The 18,223-nt window shown below is 40.2% G+C and carries 13 protein-coding genes and 1 tRNA gene; 1 reads left to right on the forward strand and 13 read right to left on the reverse strand.

Annotation, left to right across the window (positions count from 1 at the left end; translation table 11 throughout):
• Positions 1 to 68: 68 nt before the first annotated feature.
• From fusA to AC27E9_RS19075, 13 genes are all read right to left on the reverse strand, one after another.
• Positions 69 to 2,165, reverse strand: coding sequence for an elongation factor G (gene fusA / locus AC27E9_RS19015; protein ID WP_487132887.1), 2,097 nt, complete (start codon positions 2,163 to 2,165; stop codon positions 69 to 71).
• Between the two features lie 142 nt (positions 2,166 to 2,307).
• Complete coding sequence (gene rpsG, locus AC27E9_RS19020; protein ID WP_077288472.1) at positions 2,308 to 2,781, reverse strand: 30S ribosomal protein S7; 474 nt, start codon at positions 2,779 to 2,781, stop codon at positions 2,308 to 2,310.
• 101 nt (positions 2,782 to 2,882) lie between these two features.
• Complete coding sequence (gene rpsL / locus AC27E9_RS19025) at positions 2,883 to 3,257, reverse strand: 30S ribosomal protein S12 (protein WP_487082674.1); 375 nt, start codon at positions 3,255 to 3,257, stop codon at positions 2,883 to 2,885.
• A gap of 204 nt (positions 3,258 to 3,461) precedes the next feature.
• The gene (gene rpoC / locus AC27E9_RS19030; RefSeq protein ID WP_487132888.1) at positions 3,462 to 7,676 is read right to left on the reverse strand and encodes a DNA-directed RNA polymerase subunit beta'; all 4,215 of its coding nucleotides are present in this window, start codon (positions 7,674 to 7,676) and stop codon (positions 3,462 to 3,464) included.
• Positions 7,677 to 7,782: 106 nt separating this feature from the next.
• A complete protein-coding gene (gene rpoB / locus AC27E9_RS19035) occupies positions 7,783 to 11,790 on the reverse strand; it encodes a DNA-directed RNA polymerase subunit beta (protein ID WP_487132889.1) in 4,008 nt (1,335 codons plus the stop codon).
• A gap of 271 nt (positions 11,791 to 12,061) precedes the next feature.
• A complete protein-coding gene (gene rplL, locus AC27E9_RS19040; RefSeq protein ID WP_487082677.1) occupies positions 12,062 to 12,430 on the reverse strand; it encodes a 50S ribosomal protein L7/L12 in 369 nt (122 codons plus the stop codon).
• A 102-nt stretch (positions 12,431 to 12,532) separates the two neighbouring features.
• Complete coding sequence (gene rplJ, locus AC27E9_RS19045) at positions 12,533 to 13,027, reverse strand: 50S ribosomal protein L10 (protein WP_487132890.1); 495 nt, start codon at positions 13,025 to 13,027, stop codon at positions 12,533 to 12,535.
• A 300-nt stretch (positions 13,028 to 13,327) separates the two neighbouring features.
• A complete protein-coding gene (rplA, locus tag AC27E9_RS19050; RefSeq protein WP_487132891.1) occupies positions 13,328 to 14,023 on the reverse strand; it encodes a 50S ribosomal protein L1 in 696 nt (231 codons plus the stop codon).
• A gap of 3 nt (positions 14,024 to 14,026) precedes the next feature.
• On the reverse strand, positions 14,027 to 14,455 hold the full coding sequence (gene rplK / locus AC27E9_RS19055) for a 50S ribosomal protein L11 (protein WP_487082680.1): 429 nt from the start codon (positions 14,453 to 14,455) through the stop codon (positions 14,027 to 14,029).
• 173 nt (positions 14,456 to 14,628) lie between these two features.
• Complete coding sequence (locus AC27E9_RS19060) at positions 14,629 to 15,504, reverse strand: sulfite exporter TauE/SafE family protein (protein ID WP_487132892.1); 876 nt, start codon at positions 15,502 to 15,504, stop codon at positions 14,629 to 14,631.
• A gap of 131 nt (positions 15,505 to 15,635) precedes the next feature.
• Positions 15,636 to 16,214 carry a transcription termination/antitermination protein NusG gene (gene nusG, locus AC27E9_RS19065; protein ID WP_487132893.1) on the reverse strand — a complete coding sequence of 193 codons (579 nt, stop codon included), beginning with the start codon at positions 16,212 to 16,214 and terminating at the stop codon, positions 15,636 to 15,638.
• A 10-nt stretch (positions 16,215 to 16,224) separates the two neighbouring features.
• A complete protein-coding gene (secE, locus tag AC27E9_RS19070; RefSeq protein ID WP_487132894.1) occupies positions 16,225 to 16,608 on the reverse strand; it encodes a preprotein translocase subunit SecE in 384 nt (127 codons plus the stop codon).
• Between the two features lie 110 nt (positions 16,609 to 16,718).
• A tRNA-Trp gene (locus AC27E9_RS19075) sits at positions 16,719 to 16,795 on the reverse strand.
• 173 nt (positions 16,796 to 16,968) lie between these two features.
• Between AC27E9_RS19075 and AC27E9_RS19080 the strand changes: the two genes are divergently transcribed.
• A complete protein-coding gene (locus AC27E9_RS19080; RefSeq protein WP_487132895.1) occupies positions 16,969 to 18,000 on the forward strand; it encodes a prolyl hydroxylase family protein in 1,032 nt (343 codons plus the stop codon).
• Positions 18,001 to 18,223 lie beyond the last annotated feature (223 nt).

The following is an 18,223-nucleotide window of genomic DNA, read 5'->3' on the forward strand; positions in this document are numbered from 1 at the left end:
TTTTCAATTACCTTAAAGTTTATTAAAAGCCCGGCCAAAAGACCGAGCCAGACTTTCAAAAAGCCTTACTAAGATTCAATTATTTTGTCGGCAACAACCTTTGGTGCTTCGCTATATTGCTGAAACTCCATCGAGTATGATGCACGACCTTGAGTTGCACTACGTAAAGCCGTAGCATAACCAAACATTTCAGATAGTGGAACTGTTGCGTTCACTACCTTTGAACCAGCTGGACCTTCGTCCATGCCATCGATCATACCGCGGCGGCGATTTAAATCGCCCACGACATCACCCATGTTTGCTTCTGGCGTAATCACCTCTACTTTCATCATAGGCTCTAGAATTACTGGTGATGCATCTAGCACACCTTGTCTGAAGCCCATTGAAGCAGCGACTTTAAACGCCATTTCGTTTGAGTCAACGTCATGAAAAGAGCCATCATAAAGAGTGACTTTAATGTCCAACAATGGATAACCAGCTAATACGCCACTTTCCATTTGCTCTCTACAGCCTTTTTCAACTGCTGGAATGTATTCTTTAGGAACAGCACCACCAACAATCTCGTCAACAAATTCAAAACCTTCACCTTCTGGTAACGGCTCTAACTTCAACCAAACATGACCAAATTGACCACGACCACCTGATTGACGAACAAATTTACCTTCCACTTCTACCGTTGAACGAATAGTTTCGCGATAAGCCACTTGAGGATTACCCACGTTACATTCAACGCTAAATTCACGTTTCATGCGCTCAACTAAGATATCGAGGTGTAATTCCCCCATACCTGAAATGATGGTTTGACCCGACTCTTCATCAGAGACTACTCTAAATGACGGATCTTCTGCGGCCAATTTACCTAACGCAATTCCCATTTTTTCTTGGGCTGCAACAGTTTTTGGCTCAACTGCAACGGAAATCACCGGTTCAGGAAATTCCATACGCTCAAGTGTAATAACATGATTTGCATCACATAACGTATCACCCGTAGTAACATCTTTTAAGCCTATAGCGGCAGCGATGTCACCCGCACGTACTTCTTTTATCTCCTGACGATCATTCGCATGCATTTGCACAATACGACCAAATCTTTCTTTTTTGCCCTTAACAGGATTGTATATACTGTCACCAGTTTTTACTACACCTGAATAAACGCGAAAGAAAGTTAACGTACCAACAAATGGGTCAGTTGCGATTTTAAATGCTAAAGCTGAAAATGGCGCTTTATCATCCGCTTCACGACTTCCCTCAGTTTCGTTTTTGTCATTGTTAATACCAGTTATCGCTTCAACTTCTGTTGGCGATGGTAAAAATTCAATGACAGCATCAAGTACTGCTTGTACACCTTTGTTCTTAAAGGCTGAACCACAAGAACATAGGACAATTTCATTGTTCAGTGTACGGGTACGTAGCGCAGATTTTATTTCTGCTTCGGATAACTCACCTTCTTCAAGGTATTTATCCATTAATTCTTCAGAGGCTTCTGCAGCTTCAGAAACAAGATTTTCATGCCATTCTTCAGCTTCATCTTGCATATCTGCAGGGATATCTTCATAAGTAAATGTCATGCCCTGGTCACTTTCGTTCCAGTTAATGGCCTTCATTTTTATTAAGTCGATAACACCAGCAAAGTCATCTTCTGCACCAATTGCTAAATGAATTGGTACTGCATTAGCTTCTAGTCGAGATTTGAGTTGCTCAACAACCGTTAAAAAGTTGGCGCCTGTTCGGTCCATCTTATTAACAAAAACTAAGCGTGGAACAGAGTATTTTTCCATTTGACGCCAAACAGTTTCAGTTTGTGGTTGAACTCCTGAAGAACCACATAGTACTAATACAGCACCATCTAAGACACGTAATGAGCGTTCTACTTCAATAGTAAAATCTACGTGACCTGGGGTGTCAATTATATTGATACGATGGTCTTCAAATTGTGCTTCCATCCCTTTCCAAAAACAAGTCGTTGCAGCAGAGGTAATAGTAATACCACGCTCCTGTTCTTGCTCCATCCAATCCATAGTGGCTGCGCCATCATGAACTTCACCGATCTTATGTGAAAGACCAGTATAGAAAAGTACCCTTTCTGTTGTTGTCGTTTTACCGGCATCGACATGAGCACAAATACCAATGTTACGGTAACGCTCAATAGGGGTTATACGTGCCACAATTTCTTCCTCTTTCTGAGCTCATTTACTCAGATTATAAAACAGTTGTGGTTATCACTTTAGGACAATATTGGCCTTCGATGATAACCACGGCATTACACTTACAACTAAAAAGTTAGCAGCTTTTGCTAACCTATAGCGCCTACCAACGGTAGTGAGCGAATGCTTTGTTAGCTTCAGCCATACGGTGAACGTCTTCACGTTTCTTAACCGCTGAACCTTTGCTGTCAGACGCATCTAGCATTTCGTTAGCTAGGCGCTGAGCCATTGATTTTTCACCACGTTTACGAGCTGCTTCAACTAACCAACGCATGGCTAGTGCATTACGACGCACTGGACGAACTTCAACTGGTACTTGGTACGTAGAACCACCAACACGACGAGACTTTACTTCCACTTGTGGACGAATGTTGTCTAATGCTGTTTCGAATAACTCAAGGTGAGTTTTTTCAGAGTTCTTTTCAGTCAAAATGTCTAATGCACCGTATACGATTTTTTCTGCAGTAGATTTTTTACCATCAACCATAAGGATGTTGATGAATTTTGCTAAAAGTTCGTTATGGAACTTAGGATCTGGCAATATCTTACGTTGCCCTACGACGCGTCTTCTTGGCATCTTAATTCTCCGTTATATTCAGGATAAACCCAAAATGTAATATGTTATTTGGCCTTACTTAACGTTTCTATTCATTAGCTGTATAGCTAAGAAAGGGAAACTTAAGATTTAGGTCGCTTAGCACCGTATTTAGAACGGCCTTGTCTTCTGTCGCTAACACCTGAACAGTCAAGCGCGCCACGAACGGTGTGGTAACGCACACCTGGTAAATCTTTAACACGACCACCACGAATCAAGATAACACTATGCTCTTGTAAGTTGTGACCTTCACCACCGATGTAAGAAGTAACTTCGAATCCGTTAGTTAAACGAACACGAGCTACTTTACGTAGTGCCGAGTTTGGTTTCTTTGGTGTAGTAGTATACACACGAGTACATACGCCACGACGTTGTGGACAAGCTTGTAACGCTGGAACGTTACTTTTTTGTACTTGCTTCACACGTGGTTTACGTACTAATTGGTTAATAGTTGCCATTAAATAGCTCCGATTAGTTAAATTTGTGTAAATTCCAATCAATGGGGAAATTTACACCCTTATAAACGTGAAAATCCGCGACTCTAAATTTCATACACAAGGGCACAAAATATAGGGTCGCGGAATTCTATAGGTCAAGCTTTAACCTGTCAAGCACATTGTGAACTTGGGCAGGTTAAAACCGATTTTTTGCTAATGTAAGCGTTACTCTTCGCCACCTAACATATCTGCATTTAATGCATCAGTTAGTGCTTGAGCAGCTTCATCAGCTGATACTGTTACTTCTTCCTCAGGAACAGCATTCTTGGCTTTTGCACGTTCTTGATGGTAAGCGTAACCCGTACCTGCCGGAATTAAGCGACCCACAATAACGTTTTCTTTCAAGCCACGTAACGTATCTTTCTTACCAGCAACGGCTGCTTCAGTAAGTACACGTGTTGTTTCTTGGAAAGATGCTGCTGAGATGAATGACTCAGTCGCTAATGATGCTTTGGTAATACCCATCATTTGCATTTCGTATTCAGCTGGTTGCTTACCTTCAGCTTCTAGTTCACGGTTAGCGATGTTAACTCGAGCAACTTCAAGGATTTCGCCTTTCAAGAACTCAGAATCACCAGCGTCTAAAATCTCACACTTGCGGATCATTTGACGAACGATAACTTCGATGTGCTTATCGTTAATTTTAACACCTTGTAAACGGTATACTTCTTGTACTTCGTTAACAATGTAGTTAGCAACTGGAGCAACACCACGTAGACGTAAGATATCGTGTGGAGATTCTGGACCGTCGGCAATAACTTCACCCTTCAGTACAGATTCACCTTCAAACACGTTTAATTGACGCATTTTAGGGATCATCTCTTCGTATACTTCACCACTTGGTTGAGTGATAAGTAAACGTACTTTACCTTTTGTTTCTTTACCGAAACCGATAATACCTGTTTTCTCAGCTAAGATAGCTGGAAGCTTAGGCTTACGTGCTTCAAATAAGTCAGCAACACGTGGAAGACCACCGGTAATATCACGAGTTTTTGAAGACTCTTGAGGAATACGTGCTAATGCGTCACCGATATTTACTTCTGCACCATCTTCAAGGTTAACAATTGCGTTACCTGGTAAGAAGTATTGTGCAGGTATTTCAGTACCAGCAATCATCACATCATTGCCTTTAGCATCAACTAGTTTAACCATAGGGCGCATTTCTTTACCCGCTGAGTTACGTTGACCCGCTTCTGTTACAACAATGCTAGATAAACCTGTTAGTTCATCCGTTTGACGAACCATAGTTACGCCATCAACAAGCTCTACAAATTGAACCTTACCAGCTACCTCAGTGATAATTGGATGCGTATGCGGATCCCAATTAGCAATGATATCGCCTGAAGTAATAGCTTCACCATCTTTCTTAGAAAGAATAGTACCGTATGGCACTTTATAACGCTCTTTCTCACGACCTAGTTCATCAATAACGGTTAGTTCTGATGAACGAGAGGTAATGACTAAGTGATCTTCGGAGTTCGTTACAAACTTCGCATTTTGAAGCTTAAGTGTACCAGTATTCTTAACTTGTACTGAGTTTTCAGCAGAAGCTCGAGATGCAGCACCACCAATGTGGAACGTACGCATTGTAAGCTGTGTACCCGGCTCACCAATTGACTGTGCAGCTACAACACCAATTGCTTCACCTTGGTTGATCATATGACCACGTGCTAAGTCACGACCGTAACAATGAGCACAAATACCAAAGTCAGTTTCACAAGTAATGATTGAACGTACTTTGATCTGGTCTACTGAATTTTCTTCAATAACGTCACAAAGTGCTTCGTCGATTAGCGTATTACGTGGTAATAAAACAGTATCAGTATTTGGAATTAATACGTCTTCACATACAACACGACCTAGTACACGTTCACGTAATGGCTCAACAACATCACCACCTTCAATCAATGGTGTCATTAGTAGGCCGTCTTCAGTGCCACAATCATGTTCTGTAACAACCAAATCTTGCGCAACATCAACAAGACGACGGGTTAAGTAACCCGAGTTAGCTGTTTTCAATGCCGTATCGGCCAAACCTTTACGCGCACCGTGAGTTGATATGAAGTACTGTAATACGTTCAAACCTTCACGGAAGTTAGCTGTGATCGGAGTTTCAATGATTGAACCATCTGGTTTAGCCATCAAGCCACGCATACCCGCTAGCTGACGAATCTGAGCGGCACTACCACGAGCACCCGAGTCAGCCATCATAAAGATTGAGTTGAAAGAGTCTTGCTCTTCTGGCTCACCGTCACGATTGATAATCGTCTCTTTCGATAAGTTATCCATCATCGCTTTCGAAACTTTTTCGTTCGCTGATGACCAAATATCGATTACCTTGTTGTATTTCTCACCAGCTGTTACAAGACCTTGCTCGAACTGGCTTTGAATTTCTTTAACTTCTTCTTCTGAATCTTCGATGATGGTGTATTTCGCATCTGGAATTACCATATCGTCAATACCAACTGAAGCACCCGCGATCATCGCGTAGTGGAAACCTGTGTACATAATATGGTCAGCAAAGATTACAGTATCTTTAAGACCTAAATTACGGTACGCATGGTTAATCAGTTTTGAAATTGGTTTTTTACCTAACGGCTGGTCAATTAAGTCATAAGGTAAACCTTCAGGACAAACTTGCCATAAAATAGCACGACCAACAGTAGTATCACGTAAATTAGTATGTGCAACTAATTCACCTTCATCATTACGAATATGTTCAGTAATACGAATTTTAACGCGAGCATGAAGTTCAGCAACACCTGTGCGGTATGCCTTTTCAGCTTCTTTAGTGTCGGTAAATACCATACCTTCACCTAAACCATTTACACGATCACGTGTTAGGTAATATAAACCTAATACAACATCCTGTGATGGTACGATGATTGGGTCACCATTCGCTGGTGAAAGTACGTTGTTCGTTGACATCATCAACGTACGTGCTTCCATTTGTGCTTCGATTGTCAACGGTACGTGTACCGCCATTTGGTCACCATCGAAATCGGCGTTATATGCCGCACAAACTAACGGATGCAAGTGAATCGCTTTACCTTCAATTAGTACTGGCTCAAAAGCTTGGATACCTAGTCTATGAAGAGTCGGTGCACGGTTAAGCATAACCGGATGTTCGCGGATTACTTCATCAAGTACATCCCAAACTTCAGCGCCTTCACGTTCAACTAATTTCTTAGCTGCTTTAATTGTAGTCGCTAGGCCACGTGCTTCTAATTTACCGTAGATAAATGGCTTGAATAACTCAAGTGCCATTTTTTTAGGTAAACCACACTGGTGTAAACGTAACGTTGGACCAACGGTAATAACAGAACGACCAGAGTAGTCAACACGTTTACCTAGTAAGTTCTGACGGAAACGACCTTGCTTACCTTTGATCATATCGGCAAGAGATTTAAGAGGACGCTTGTTAGAACCGGTAATTGCACGACCACGACGACCATTATCTAAAAGTGCATCAACAGATTCTTGTAACATACGTTTTTCGTTACGTACGATAATGTCTGGTGCAACTAGATCTAGAAGACGTTTCAAACGGTTATTACGGTTAATAACACGACGGTAAAGATCGTTAAGATCAGAAGTCGCAAAACGACCGCCATCTAGTGGTACTAATGGACGTAAATCTGGTGGTAAAATTGGTAAAACGTTCATGATCATCCACTCAGGCTTATTACCTGAAGCTGCGAATGCTTCCATTAATTTTAAACGTTTTGTAATTTTCTTACGCTTAGTTTCACTACCAATCTCAGGTAATTCTTCACGCATTTGCGCTACTTCACCGTCAAGGTCGATTTGTTGTAGTAAAGCTAGAACCGCTTCAGCACCCATAAGGGCGTCAAATTCATCACCGTGCTCTTCTAACGCATCAAGATATTCTTCTTCCGTTAGAATTTGGCTTTTCTCTAATGTCGTCATACCAGGCTCGGTAACAACATAAGATTCAAAGTAAAGCACACGCTCAATATCACGTAGCGTCATGTCTAATAATAGACCAATACGAGATGGCAATGACTTTAAGAACCAAATATGAGCAACTGGGCTTGCTAATTCGATATGACCCATACGGTCACGACGAACTTTAGTTAATGTAACTTCAACGCCACATTTTTCACAAATTACACCACGGTGCTTAAGGCGTTTGTATTTGCCACAAAGACATTCGTAGTCTTTAACTGGACCAAAAATACGCGCACAGAACAAACCATCACGTTCTGGCTTAAAAGTACGATAGTTAATCGTCTCAGGTTTCTTTACTTCACCAAATGACCATGAACGAATCATGTCAGGTGAAGCTAGTCCGATGCGAATACCATCGAACTCTTCAGTTTGATTTTGTTGCTTAAGAAACTTAAGTAAATCTTTCACACTCTATCTCCTGTCGGAGTTAAATACCGGAAAGAGCAGCCATCTGCTCTTTCCCTGTACTGACTTTAAGTATTCACTCAAAGTCAGCAATGTAGCTTTAGGTAGCCTATTCCTGATCCAATTCGATGTTGATACCCAACGAGCGAATCTCTTTCAACAATACGTTGAATGACTCAGGAATACCTGGTTCCATTCTGTGATCACCGTCTACTAAGTTCTTATACATCTTAGTACGACCGTTTACATCATCAGACTTAACAGTAAGCATTTCTTGTAGGGTATAAGCAGCACCGTATGCTTCTAATGCCCATACTTCCATCTCACCGAAACGCTGACCACCAAACTGAGCTTTACCACCTAATGGTTGTTGCGTTACAAGGCTGTATGAACCAGTTGAACGTGCATGCATCTTGTCATCAACTAAATGGTTTAGTTTTAACATGTACATGTAACCAACAGTTACTGGACGTTCAAACTCACGACCAGTACGGCCATCTGTAAGAGTAAACTGACCACTTTCTGGCATATCAGCTAGTTTGAATAAGTCTTTAATCTCACGCTCGCTCGCACCGTCAAATACTGGTGTAGCAATTGGAAGACCGGCACGTAAGTTACCTGCTAAACGCATAATCTCATCATCAGAGAATGAATCAATATCAACGTCTTGGCGCGACTCACCTAAGTTGTAAACTTCTTTTAAGAATTCACGTAATTTGTGAATTTCTTGTTGAGCTTGCAACATACGGTTAATTTTTTCACCAATACCACGAGCAGCCATACCTAAATGTGTTTCTAGGATCTGACCGATGTTCATACGTGATGGTACACCCAACGGGTTAAGTACAACATCAACCGGTACACCGTGTTCATCGTAAGGCATATCTTCAACAGGTACTACGTTTGAAATAACACCTTTGTTACCGTGACGACCAGCCATTTTATCACCTGGTTGAATACGGCGTTTAACAGCTAAGTAAACTTTAACAATTTTAAGAACACCTGGTGCTAAGTCATCACCTTGTGTGATCTTACGACGCTTAACTTCATACTTTTTATCGAAGTCAGCTTTAATTGCGTCATATTGTTCAGCAATTTGTTCAAGTTCAGACTGCTGACCTTCATCAGCTAGGTTCTGTACTAACCACTTGTCACGAGACATGCTGTTAAGATCAGACTCATTTAAACCAGACGCTAACAATAATTTCTTAGCACGAGCATAAATACCATCTTCTAAAATGCTGAACTCATCACCCAAGTCTTTCTTAACTTGTTTAAGTTGCATTTCTTCAATTTCTACTGCACGAGCATCTTTTTCAACACCGTCGCGAGTAAAGATTTGAACGTCGATGATGGTACCTGATACTGAGTTAGGTACACGTAACGAACTGTCTTTAACGTCAGCTGCTTTTTCACCGAAGATAGCACGTAAAAGCTTTTCTTCTGGCGTAAGTTGCGTTTCACCTTTAGGTGTTACTTTACCTACTAAGATATCGCCACCGTTAACTTCAGCACCAATGTAAACAACACCTGCTTCATCTAATTTAGATAATGCAGATTCACCAACATTTGGAATATCAGCAGTGATCTCTTCACTACCTAGCTTAGTATCACGAGCAATACAGCTTAATTCTTGAATATGAATAGTCGTGAAACGGTCTTCTTGAGCAACACGCTCAGATAACAACATTGAATCCTCAAAGTTGTAACCATTCCAAGGCATAAACGCGATACGCATGTTTTGGCCAAGTGCCAATTCACCCATATCTGTAGACGGACCATCAGCTAAAACATCACCACGAACTACTGGCTCAGCCATACGACACAATGGACGTTGGTTAATACAAGTGTTTTGGTTAGAACGCGTGTACTTTGTTAAGTTGTAAATATCAATACCAGCTTCACCAGCTACCATTTCATTTTCATTAACTTTAACAACGATACGAGATGCATCTACGTAATCAACAACACCACCACGTTTAGCAACAACCGTTACACCAGAGTCAACAGCAACAATTTTTTCCATGCCAGTACCAACAAGTGGCTTATCCACTTTCAGTGTAGGTACAGCCTGACGTTGCATGTTCGAGCCCATCAAAGCACGGTTAGCATCATCGTGTTCTAGGAACGGAATAAGTGATGCAGCAACAGAAACGATTTGTTGTGGTGATACGTCCATATACTGAACTTGCTCAGCAGACATCAAAGTAAATTCGTTTTTATGACGACAAGGTACTAAGCCATCAACATCAGCCGTTGTTTGTGCGATAACAAAGTTACCTTCTTCAATTGCTGATAAATAATCAACTTCGTCAGTTACATAACCATCAACAATTTTACGATAAGGGGTTTCTAAGAAACCGTAATCATTAGTACGCGCGTAACATGAAAGCGAATTGATCAAACCAATGTTTGGACCTTCCGGCGTTTCAATTGGACAAACACGACCGTAGTGAGTTGGATGTACGTCACGTACTTCGAAACCAGCACGTTCACGTGTTAAACCACCCGGGCCTAAAGCAGAAATACGACGCTTATGCGTTACTTCTGAAAGCGGGTTGTTTTGGTCCATAAATTGCGATAACTGTGAAGAACCGAAGAATTCTTTAACGGCAGCTGAAATTGGCTTAGCGTTAATTAAATCTTGCGGCATAATCGCGTCTAAATCACCAAGACTTAAACGTTCACGAACAGCACGTTCAACACGTACTAGACCAACACGGAATTGGTTTTCTGCCATTTCACCTACTGAACGTATACGACGGTTACCTAAGTGATCGATATCATCAACTTCACCTTTACCGTCACGAATAGCGATTAAGGTTTTCATTACTGAAATAATATCGTCGTTAGATAATATACCATCACCTACCGAGTCAGCATTGCCAACACGACGGTTGAACTTCATACGACCAACAGTCGATAAGTCATAACGCTCAAGAGAGAAGAATAAGTTATTAAATAACGTATCTGCTGCATCTTTTGTTGGCGGCTCGCCCGGACGCATCATACGGTAAATTTCAACTAGCGCTTCTAAGCGGTTAGTTGAGCTATCTACGCGTAAGGTATCAGACATGTATGAACCAACATCAAATTCGTTCATATATAAAGTAGAAAGTACTTTATGACCTGCTTGGCTTAATTCAGCCAATAATTCTAAGGTGATTTCAGCATTGGCATCAGCAATAACTTCACCAGTAGACTCATCAATATACGCTTTAGAAAGTACTTTACCAACAATGTATTCTGCTGGTACTTCTAAAGTATCAATTTTTTCTTTTGATAAGGTACGGATATGACGAGCGGTAATACGACGACCTTGCTCAACTAAAACATCACCATTTGGAAGTTTTACGTCAAACGTTGCCGTTTCACCACGTAAGCGTTCTGGAATTAAATCCATTACTAGCTTATCGCCTTTAATTTCAAAATTTGTTGTATCGTAGAAAATCGCTAGAATTTCTTCAGTCGAGTATTCTAAGGCACGTAAAATGATCGACGCTGGTAATTTACGACGACGGTCAATACGTACGAATAAATTATCTTTTGGATCAAATTCAAAATCCAACCAAGAACCACGGTAAGGAATAACGCGTGCGTTATATAACACTTTACCTGAAGAGTGTGTTTTACCTTTATCGTGATCGAAAAACACACCAGGAGAACGATGTAATTGAGAAACAATAACACGCTCTGTACCATTAATGACAAATGTACCATTGTCAGTCATTAATGGGATTTCGCCCATGTATACTTCTTGTTCTTTGATATCTTTAACTGTGCCCGCTGCTGCTTCTTTATCATAAACAACTAAACGCAACTTCACGCGTAACGGTGCAGAATAAGTAACTCCGCGAATTTGACATTCTTTAACATCAAATAACGGCTCGCCCAAGCGGTAACTTACAAATTGTAATTCTGAACTACCAGAATAGGCTTTAATTGGAAAAATAGAACGAAACGCAGCCTCTAGGCCTGTTTCACCTGTTGGATCAATATCAATAAACTTACGGAAAGATTCGAGTTGGATTGATAACAAGAATGGGTAATCCATTACTTGTGCACTTTTACCAAAGTCCTTACGAATACGTTTCTTTTCAGAGTAAGAGTAAACCATGGGGTTCCTCAGCTTGCTGGTTATGGCCGAATCTGCCTTAAAATACCAATTGGATTTAAATAATGGCGCAATTTACGTTGTGTAATTTGGCTATTATCTAATCCAATTGGTATCAGACAGGATATTGCAGTGATACTTTAGAATAATCTAAGCATCAAATAATGCACTGTTTTGGTTCAAAAAAAAACCACTTTCTTTAGCGCAAAAAGGCCGGTGACGTTTAAATCACCAGCCATTGCCTTTTCAGGCAAATAATCTGTTTAAAAACAGATTATTTGATCTCAACAGAAGCACCTGCTTCTTCAAGAGCTTTCTTAAGTTCTTCAGCTTCAGCTTTTTCAACACCTTCTTTAAGTGCTTTAGGAGCTGATTCAACTAAGTCTTTAGCTTCTTTTAAGCCAAGACCTGTAGCGCCACGAACGGCTTTGATTACTGCAACTTTCTTCTCACCGAAACCAGTTAAGATTACGTCGAATTCAGTTTGCTCTTCAGCAGCACCACCAGCGTCACCGCCAGCAACAGCAACTGCAGCAGCTGCAGATACGCCGAACTTCTCTTCCATTGCTTCGATTAGTTCAACTACGTCCATTACTGACATTTCAGCAATAGCATTTAGGATATCGTCTTTAGAAATAGACATTTTAAATTTCCTGTTTTAAGTAACAGTCTCTATGACTGTTATAAATAACTATAAATACAAAAAGTGCGAATTGTGCTCTTATTAGTAAGAGGTAAACAATTATTAAGCAGCTTCTTGCTCTTTCTGATCGCGTACTGCAGCAATCGTGCGGCAAAGTTTGCCAGCAGATGCTTCTTTCATAGCGCTCATTAAACGTGCAATTGCTTCGTCGTAAGTTGGTAGCTTAGCTAACATATTTACGTCTACTGCATTACCTTCAAATGCTGCTGCTTTTACTTCAAATTCTTCGTTAGTTTTAGCGAAGTCAGTGAATAAACGCGCTGCTGCACCTGGATGCTCGTTTGAAAATGCAATTAGTGATGGACCAACTAATGTGTCAGAAACACATTCGAAGTCAGAACCTTGTAATGCACGACGTGCTAATGTGTTACGGATAACTTTCATCCATACACCATTTTCACGAGCTTGCTTACGTAAAACAGTAATTGCTTCAACTGTAACACCGCGTGAATCCGCGATTACAGCTGACTGAGCGCCTTTGGCAGCGTCTTGAACTTCAGCAACAATTGCTTTTTTGTCATCAAGATTGATAGCCATTGGCTTTACTCCTGGTTCACCGGCAATAAAAAACCGGTATTTACTATCCCTAAACTAATAAATATTAGCTTAGGCCGTTACGGCGAGGACCAGAATTAGGAAATACTGGGTAATCACCATCTACGTAGGAAAAATTAAGCTTTTTATGAAGAATCATATCGGCTCCTACGGTCTTTGACGGGGTTGTCTCAAGCAAATAAATGCTAATGAATAGACAACACCTACCAAAATTTAAGGGGCGAAATTATAGTCTACAATTTCGCCCTTGTAAAGTATCGAAAACCGATGCTTTACAGAAAATTAAAGTGTCAAGCTAGCTTGGTTTACCGAAACACCGGCCCCCATAGTAGTTGATACAGAAATTTTCTTAATAAACTGACCTTTAGCGTTAGCTGGTTTTGCTTTCTTAAGCGCTTCCAATAATGCTTCAAGGTTTTGTTGCAATTTAGCATCTTCGAAATCAGCCTTACCGATAGTAGTATGGATGATACCGTTTTTGTCATTGCGGTAGCGGATTTGACCCGCTTTAGCATTGTTAACTGCTGTAGTAACGTCAGGAGTTACTGTGCCAACTTTAGGGTTAGGCATTAAACCACGAGGGCCTAAGATTTGACCTAGTTGACCTACAACACGCATAGCATCTGGAGTAGCAATTACCACGTCAAAGTCCATGTTACCGGCTTTAACTTGTTCTGCTAAATCTTCCATACCTACAACGTCAGCACCAGCTTCTTTAGCTTTCTCTGCGTTTGCGCCTTGTGTAAATACAGCAACACGAACATCACGACCAGTACCGTGTGGTAATACAGTCGCACCACGTACGTTTTGATCTGATTTACGAGCATCAATGCCAAGGTTAACAGCAACGTCTACACTTTCACGAAAGTTAGCAGTAGCTAATTCTTTTAATAAAGAAATCGCTTCGTTGATGTCATATTCTTTTAATACGTCTACTTTTTCACGGATAAGACGAGCGCGTTTTGATAATTTAGCCATTGATTAGTCCTCTACCACTAAACCCATTGAACGAGCAGAACCCGCAATTGTACGCACTGCAGCTTCCATCGAGCCAGCAGTAAGATCTGGTTCTTTCATCTTAACGATTTCTTCAAGTTGTGCTGTAGTAACAGTACCAACTTTTTCAGTGTTAGGACGACCTGAACCGCTCTTGATACCAGCCGCTTTCTTAAGTAAGTAAGAAGCAGGTGGTGTTTTTGTATCAAATGTGAAAGAACGGTCAGCATATACTGTAATTACTACAGGAACTGGAGCGCCCTTTTCTAAAGAATCTGTTTTTGCGTTAAACGCTTTACAGAATTCCATGATGTTCACACCGTGTTGACCTAGTGCAGGACCAACTGGTGGTGACGGGTTTGCTGCACCAGCAGCAACTTGTAGCTTGATTAAAGCTGTGACTTTTTTAGCCATGGTTTTAATACCTTTAGTATGGGTTCAAACGCTAATATTAAAATCAGCTCCCCGTTAACAAAAATCGATTTTACCTCTAGCAAGATAAAATCGGCAGCGGATTATATATTATTCAGCAATTAAAACGCAAGGCATAAGCTATATTTTGTTTAAAAAAACAACGTTAAGTTCATTTAATTTAGCAATCCATACAAACCAACAAAAAGAATCCAACTACCCAAAAAGAATTTCAACGGCTTTGCGCCTAGTGCCTGAGCGATAAATCTCGCTAAGAATGCACCAACGATTGCGCCAGGAATAGCAAACATCAAGATGTCAACATGAATTGCCGTACCTGACCAAAAGTAAGGCAAGCCAGCCCAAACCGTTAGGCAGGAAACAATAACCCCAGCGGCAACGGAAAACATGATAGAAAATCCCTGCAGCAATAAAACGACGGCGATAATTTCACCAACACCAACCGATATCCATGCTGTTATGATGCCGCCTAAAAAGCTACAAATCGCAACAATAGCCTGCTCACCTTGTTGCAACTTATGACGCTCATTTTTATATGTACACTGCTTCACCAAAACACAATGGCACAATACAACAACTCCAAAAATAGAGGAGAAAATATTAAAGATATTATCAACAGAAGTAGCTGCTTGAATTGGTGCGTATTGCACTAACCACAAGCCTAATATAGAAAAAGGTACACTTACTTTCAGCACATGCGCCAATTGCGAAAGTGAATTTTGTCTGCGATAAAACCATAGCCAAGAGAGGCTTCCTACTGCCATACCACAACTTTGAATGGCAAAACTGGTTGCAATAATCACATCACTTGGTAAGCCAAGTAATCGAAACGAAGGCACGAAAACAACACCACCACCGGCACCCGTAGCATTTGCCGTTATCGCGCCTAAGATACCCAGCACAAAAAAACCTGAATATTCACCAGACCAATCAAAAGATGCAATAGCAGCAATTATCATTACAGCAGAAATTAAAGTGAATGTAACGAGTCTTGGCCACGATTTTACTATTTGCCAGCGATATTGCTGCATAATTTTTTTTGTCTCAAACGATTTGAACTTAAAATGAATGGCCAAGCATACTATGCCGGAGACTTTAGTGACAAATTTCAGACATAAAAAAACCAGAGTATCAACTCTGGTTTTTCAAAGGAAAATATTAACTAGCCTTTTTCTACTTGACCAAACTCTAAATCAACAGGCGTTGAGCGACCGAAAATAAGCACTGAAACTTTAATGCGATTCTTCTCGTAATCAAGCTCTTCAACAACACCATTAAAGTCAGCAAATGGACCGTCGATAACACGAACCACTTCACCTGGTTCAAACAATGTTTTAGGTTTCGGCTTATCAGTATCTTCAAGGCGTTGTAATATACGATCAGCTTCTTTTTGCGTAATTGGCGCAGGGCGATCAGAAGTACCACCGATAAAGCCTAGTACACGTGGTACAGACTTAACCAAATGCCATGCTTCTTCATCCATCGCCATTTGTACTAATACATAGCCAGGGAAAAATTTACGGGCACTTTTACGTTTTTGGCCAGCACGCATTTCAATTACTTCTTCAGTTGGCACTAAAATTTCACCAAACTTATCTTGCAAGCTATGAATTTCAATATGCTCAGCTAATGTTTTTTGAACTCGACCTTCATAACCTGAAAATGCTTGTACAACATACCAACGCAATTTTGGTTTGCTTGTTTCTTCAAGCGACTCTGAGTTTGTGATTTCTTCAGTCATGATATTACCTTTAACCTACTTTTAAGCCAGTAATTAATCCTACTACCCAAAATAGAACAGAGTCCAATCCCCAAAGTAGTAAAGACATAATCAATGTGGCCACTAATACAATACCTGTCGTTTGAACCGCTTCTTGGCGTGTTGGCCAAACTACTTTACGAACTTCAGTGCGTGATTCTCTTGCAAATGCTACAGCATTACGACCTTTTACTGTTTGCATAGCAACAAGACCTGCAACAATAATAGTTGCTACTACCGCTAAGGCACGAACAAGTACTGACTGCTCAGCAAATAAGTAATTACCCACTACTGCGCCAGCTAAAAGCAGCACGATAACGCCCCACTTTAAGAAATCGAGTGAACCACTTGGTTCTTGTTCAGTACTTGCATTCATATCTACTACCTGTAATTACATGTCTAATCTAAGACTAAGCAACCTCGACGCTGTCGAGATTAAATTTTAAAGCACGAAGAAATTTAGACGTTCGCACTTTACTCAAAAGATGGCAGGGGTAGAGAGATTCGAACTCCCAACCGTCGGTTTTGGAGACCGCTGTTCTACCAATTGGAACTATACCCCTTCAAATTGTACTTACACTTAACGAGTGGTTCTTAGTTGCTTGGGAATTAAGAGAGACTCTAGAAGTGAGGCGCTATTATACTAAGCAAAATATTTTACTCAAGGACTATTTGCTAGTTATCTTTTTTTCACACAATGTTGCGATAAAATTAGCATGGTTATCACGAATAGTATTTGAAATTAACCTCCATCTTGGATATTTTAAACTACATTGGCAATGTTTCAATTGATACTATGAATTTCCTAAAAGCACTTGAATTAAAACACTTTGGTAAACTAGATCATCAAGCCATCTTAGATTTAGCTAAACAAAGCTCTGATTTTTCGAACCAATGGCTAGTTCACGCCATTAGAAGTGAATGCTCATTTAAAGAGCTGGCAATGGCAATAGCGGCTAACCTAAAGTGGCAAACACCGGCTTTATTTGTGCTGGCTGATTACTTAAATTCAATAGGTTTAGTTAACAAAAATAACACAGCAATTGATGAAATTAAAAAGTTAAGCGATTATACGACAAAAATTTTCTCAGATTTTTGTCAGGAAACTCAAATAAAGTTACTCAATAGATTCAGAGATTTTAGTAACTTAGAGTATGAAGGCACAGCGCTGGACGACTCTAAATACACCACTAATTTAATGGTTTCTAAAGCCCAAATAAATGACATACTCGAAACCTGTATACCTAATCTCAAAGACGTTTCATTATTTGGAGGTGAAGGAAATAATAGTAAAGACGAAAGCATCAGAAATAACGCCCACTTCCCTACACCGCTACCAAATACCTCTATGGCACTGGCCCTGCTAGAATACTCAATCGCTAAAGCAGCAAATGAACCAATAATTTTCGCCGAACCTCCAGTAATTTTAAGCTATAAAAGCGGACAGTATTATAAGTGGCATTATGACCATATATTTCCGCATACGAGAGAAATAGAAAGTCATATTGAACAGTTTGGGCAAAGAAACAAAACCGCAATTTTCTATTTTAACGAAGATTTTTCAGGTGGTGAAACAGAGTTTAAAGAACCATTCTTATCGGTTAAACCGGAAGTTGGTAAAGTACTTATTTTCAATAATACTAACGAACAAGGTAAAAGAGAAACCAGTAGCATTCATCGAGGTAATACCGTTATCGAAGGTGAAAAGCTTATTATGACTCTGTGGTTTAGAAACAAGCCTTTTTGGTTACGAAATGGGCTTTTATAAACTACTTTCTGGTTGTAGCTAATCATAAATAAGCAAAATAAGGCGCGCTCTTTAAGTATTAAAAATGGTAAGCCCCACTATTTAATAAGAACTATAGCTAGAGACCAATTTAAAACATTAGGAACGTAACTCGAAGCACTCCAGCGCTTACATTAACACCGAATTGAGTCACTTACCCAAAGCTCACTTCTATAATAATCATTTAAATTACTTCGATAAATTT

This window comes from Colwellia meonggei (genome assembly GCF_057537295.1).

Excerpts from the sequence above, each read along its gene's own strand:
- AC27E9_RS19060 (WP_487132892.1), bottom strand. The coding sequence starts at position 15,504 with ATGCAGCAATATCGCTGGCAAATAGTAAAATCGTGGCCAAGACTCGTT.
- secE (WP_487132894.1), bottom strand. The coding sequence starts at position 16,608 with ATGAATGCAAGTACTGAACAAGAACCAAGTGGTTCACTCGATTTCTTA.
- nusG (WP_487132893.1), bottom strand. The coding sequence starts at position 16,214 with ATGACTGAAGAAATCACAAACTCAGAGTCGCTTGAAGAAACAAGCAAA.
- rplA (WP_487132891.1), bottom strand. The coding sequence starts at position 14,023 with ATGGCTAAATTATCAAAACGCGCTCGTCTTATCCGTGAAAAAGTAGAC.
- rpsG (WP_077288472.1), bottom strand. The coding sequence starts at position 2,781 with ATGCCAAGAAGACGCGTCGTAGGGCAACGTAAGATATTGCCAGATCCT.
- rplJ (WP_487132890.1), bottom strand. The coding sequence starts at position 13,027 with ATGGCTATCAATCTTGATGACAAAAAAGCAATTGTTGCTGAAGTTCAA.
- rpoB (WP_487132889.1), bottom strand. The coding sequence starts at position 11,790 with ATGGTTTACTCTTACTCTGAAAAGAAACGTATTCGTAAGGACTTTGGT.
- rpsL (WP_487082674.1), bottom strand. The coding sequence starts at position 3,257 with ATGGCAACTATTAACCAATTAGTACGTAAACCACGTGTGAAGCAAGTA.
- rplL (WP_487082677.1), bottom strand. The coding sequence starts at position 12,430 with ATGTCTATTTCTAAAGACGATATCCTAAATGCTATTGCTGAAATGTCA.
- rplK (WP_487082680.1), bottom strand. The coding sequence starts at position 14,455 with ATGGCTAAAAAAGTCACAGCTTTAATCAAGCTACAAGTTGCTGCTGGT.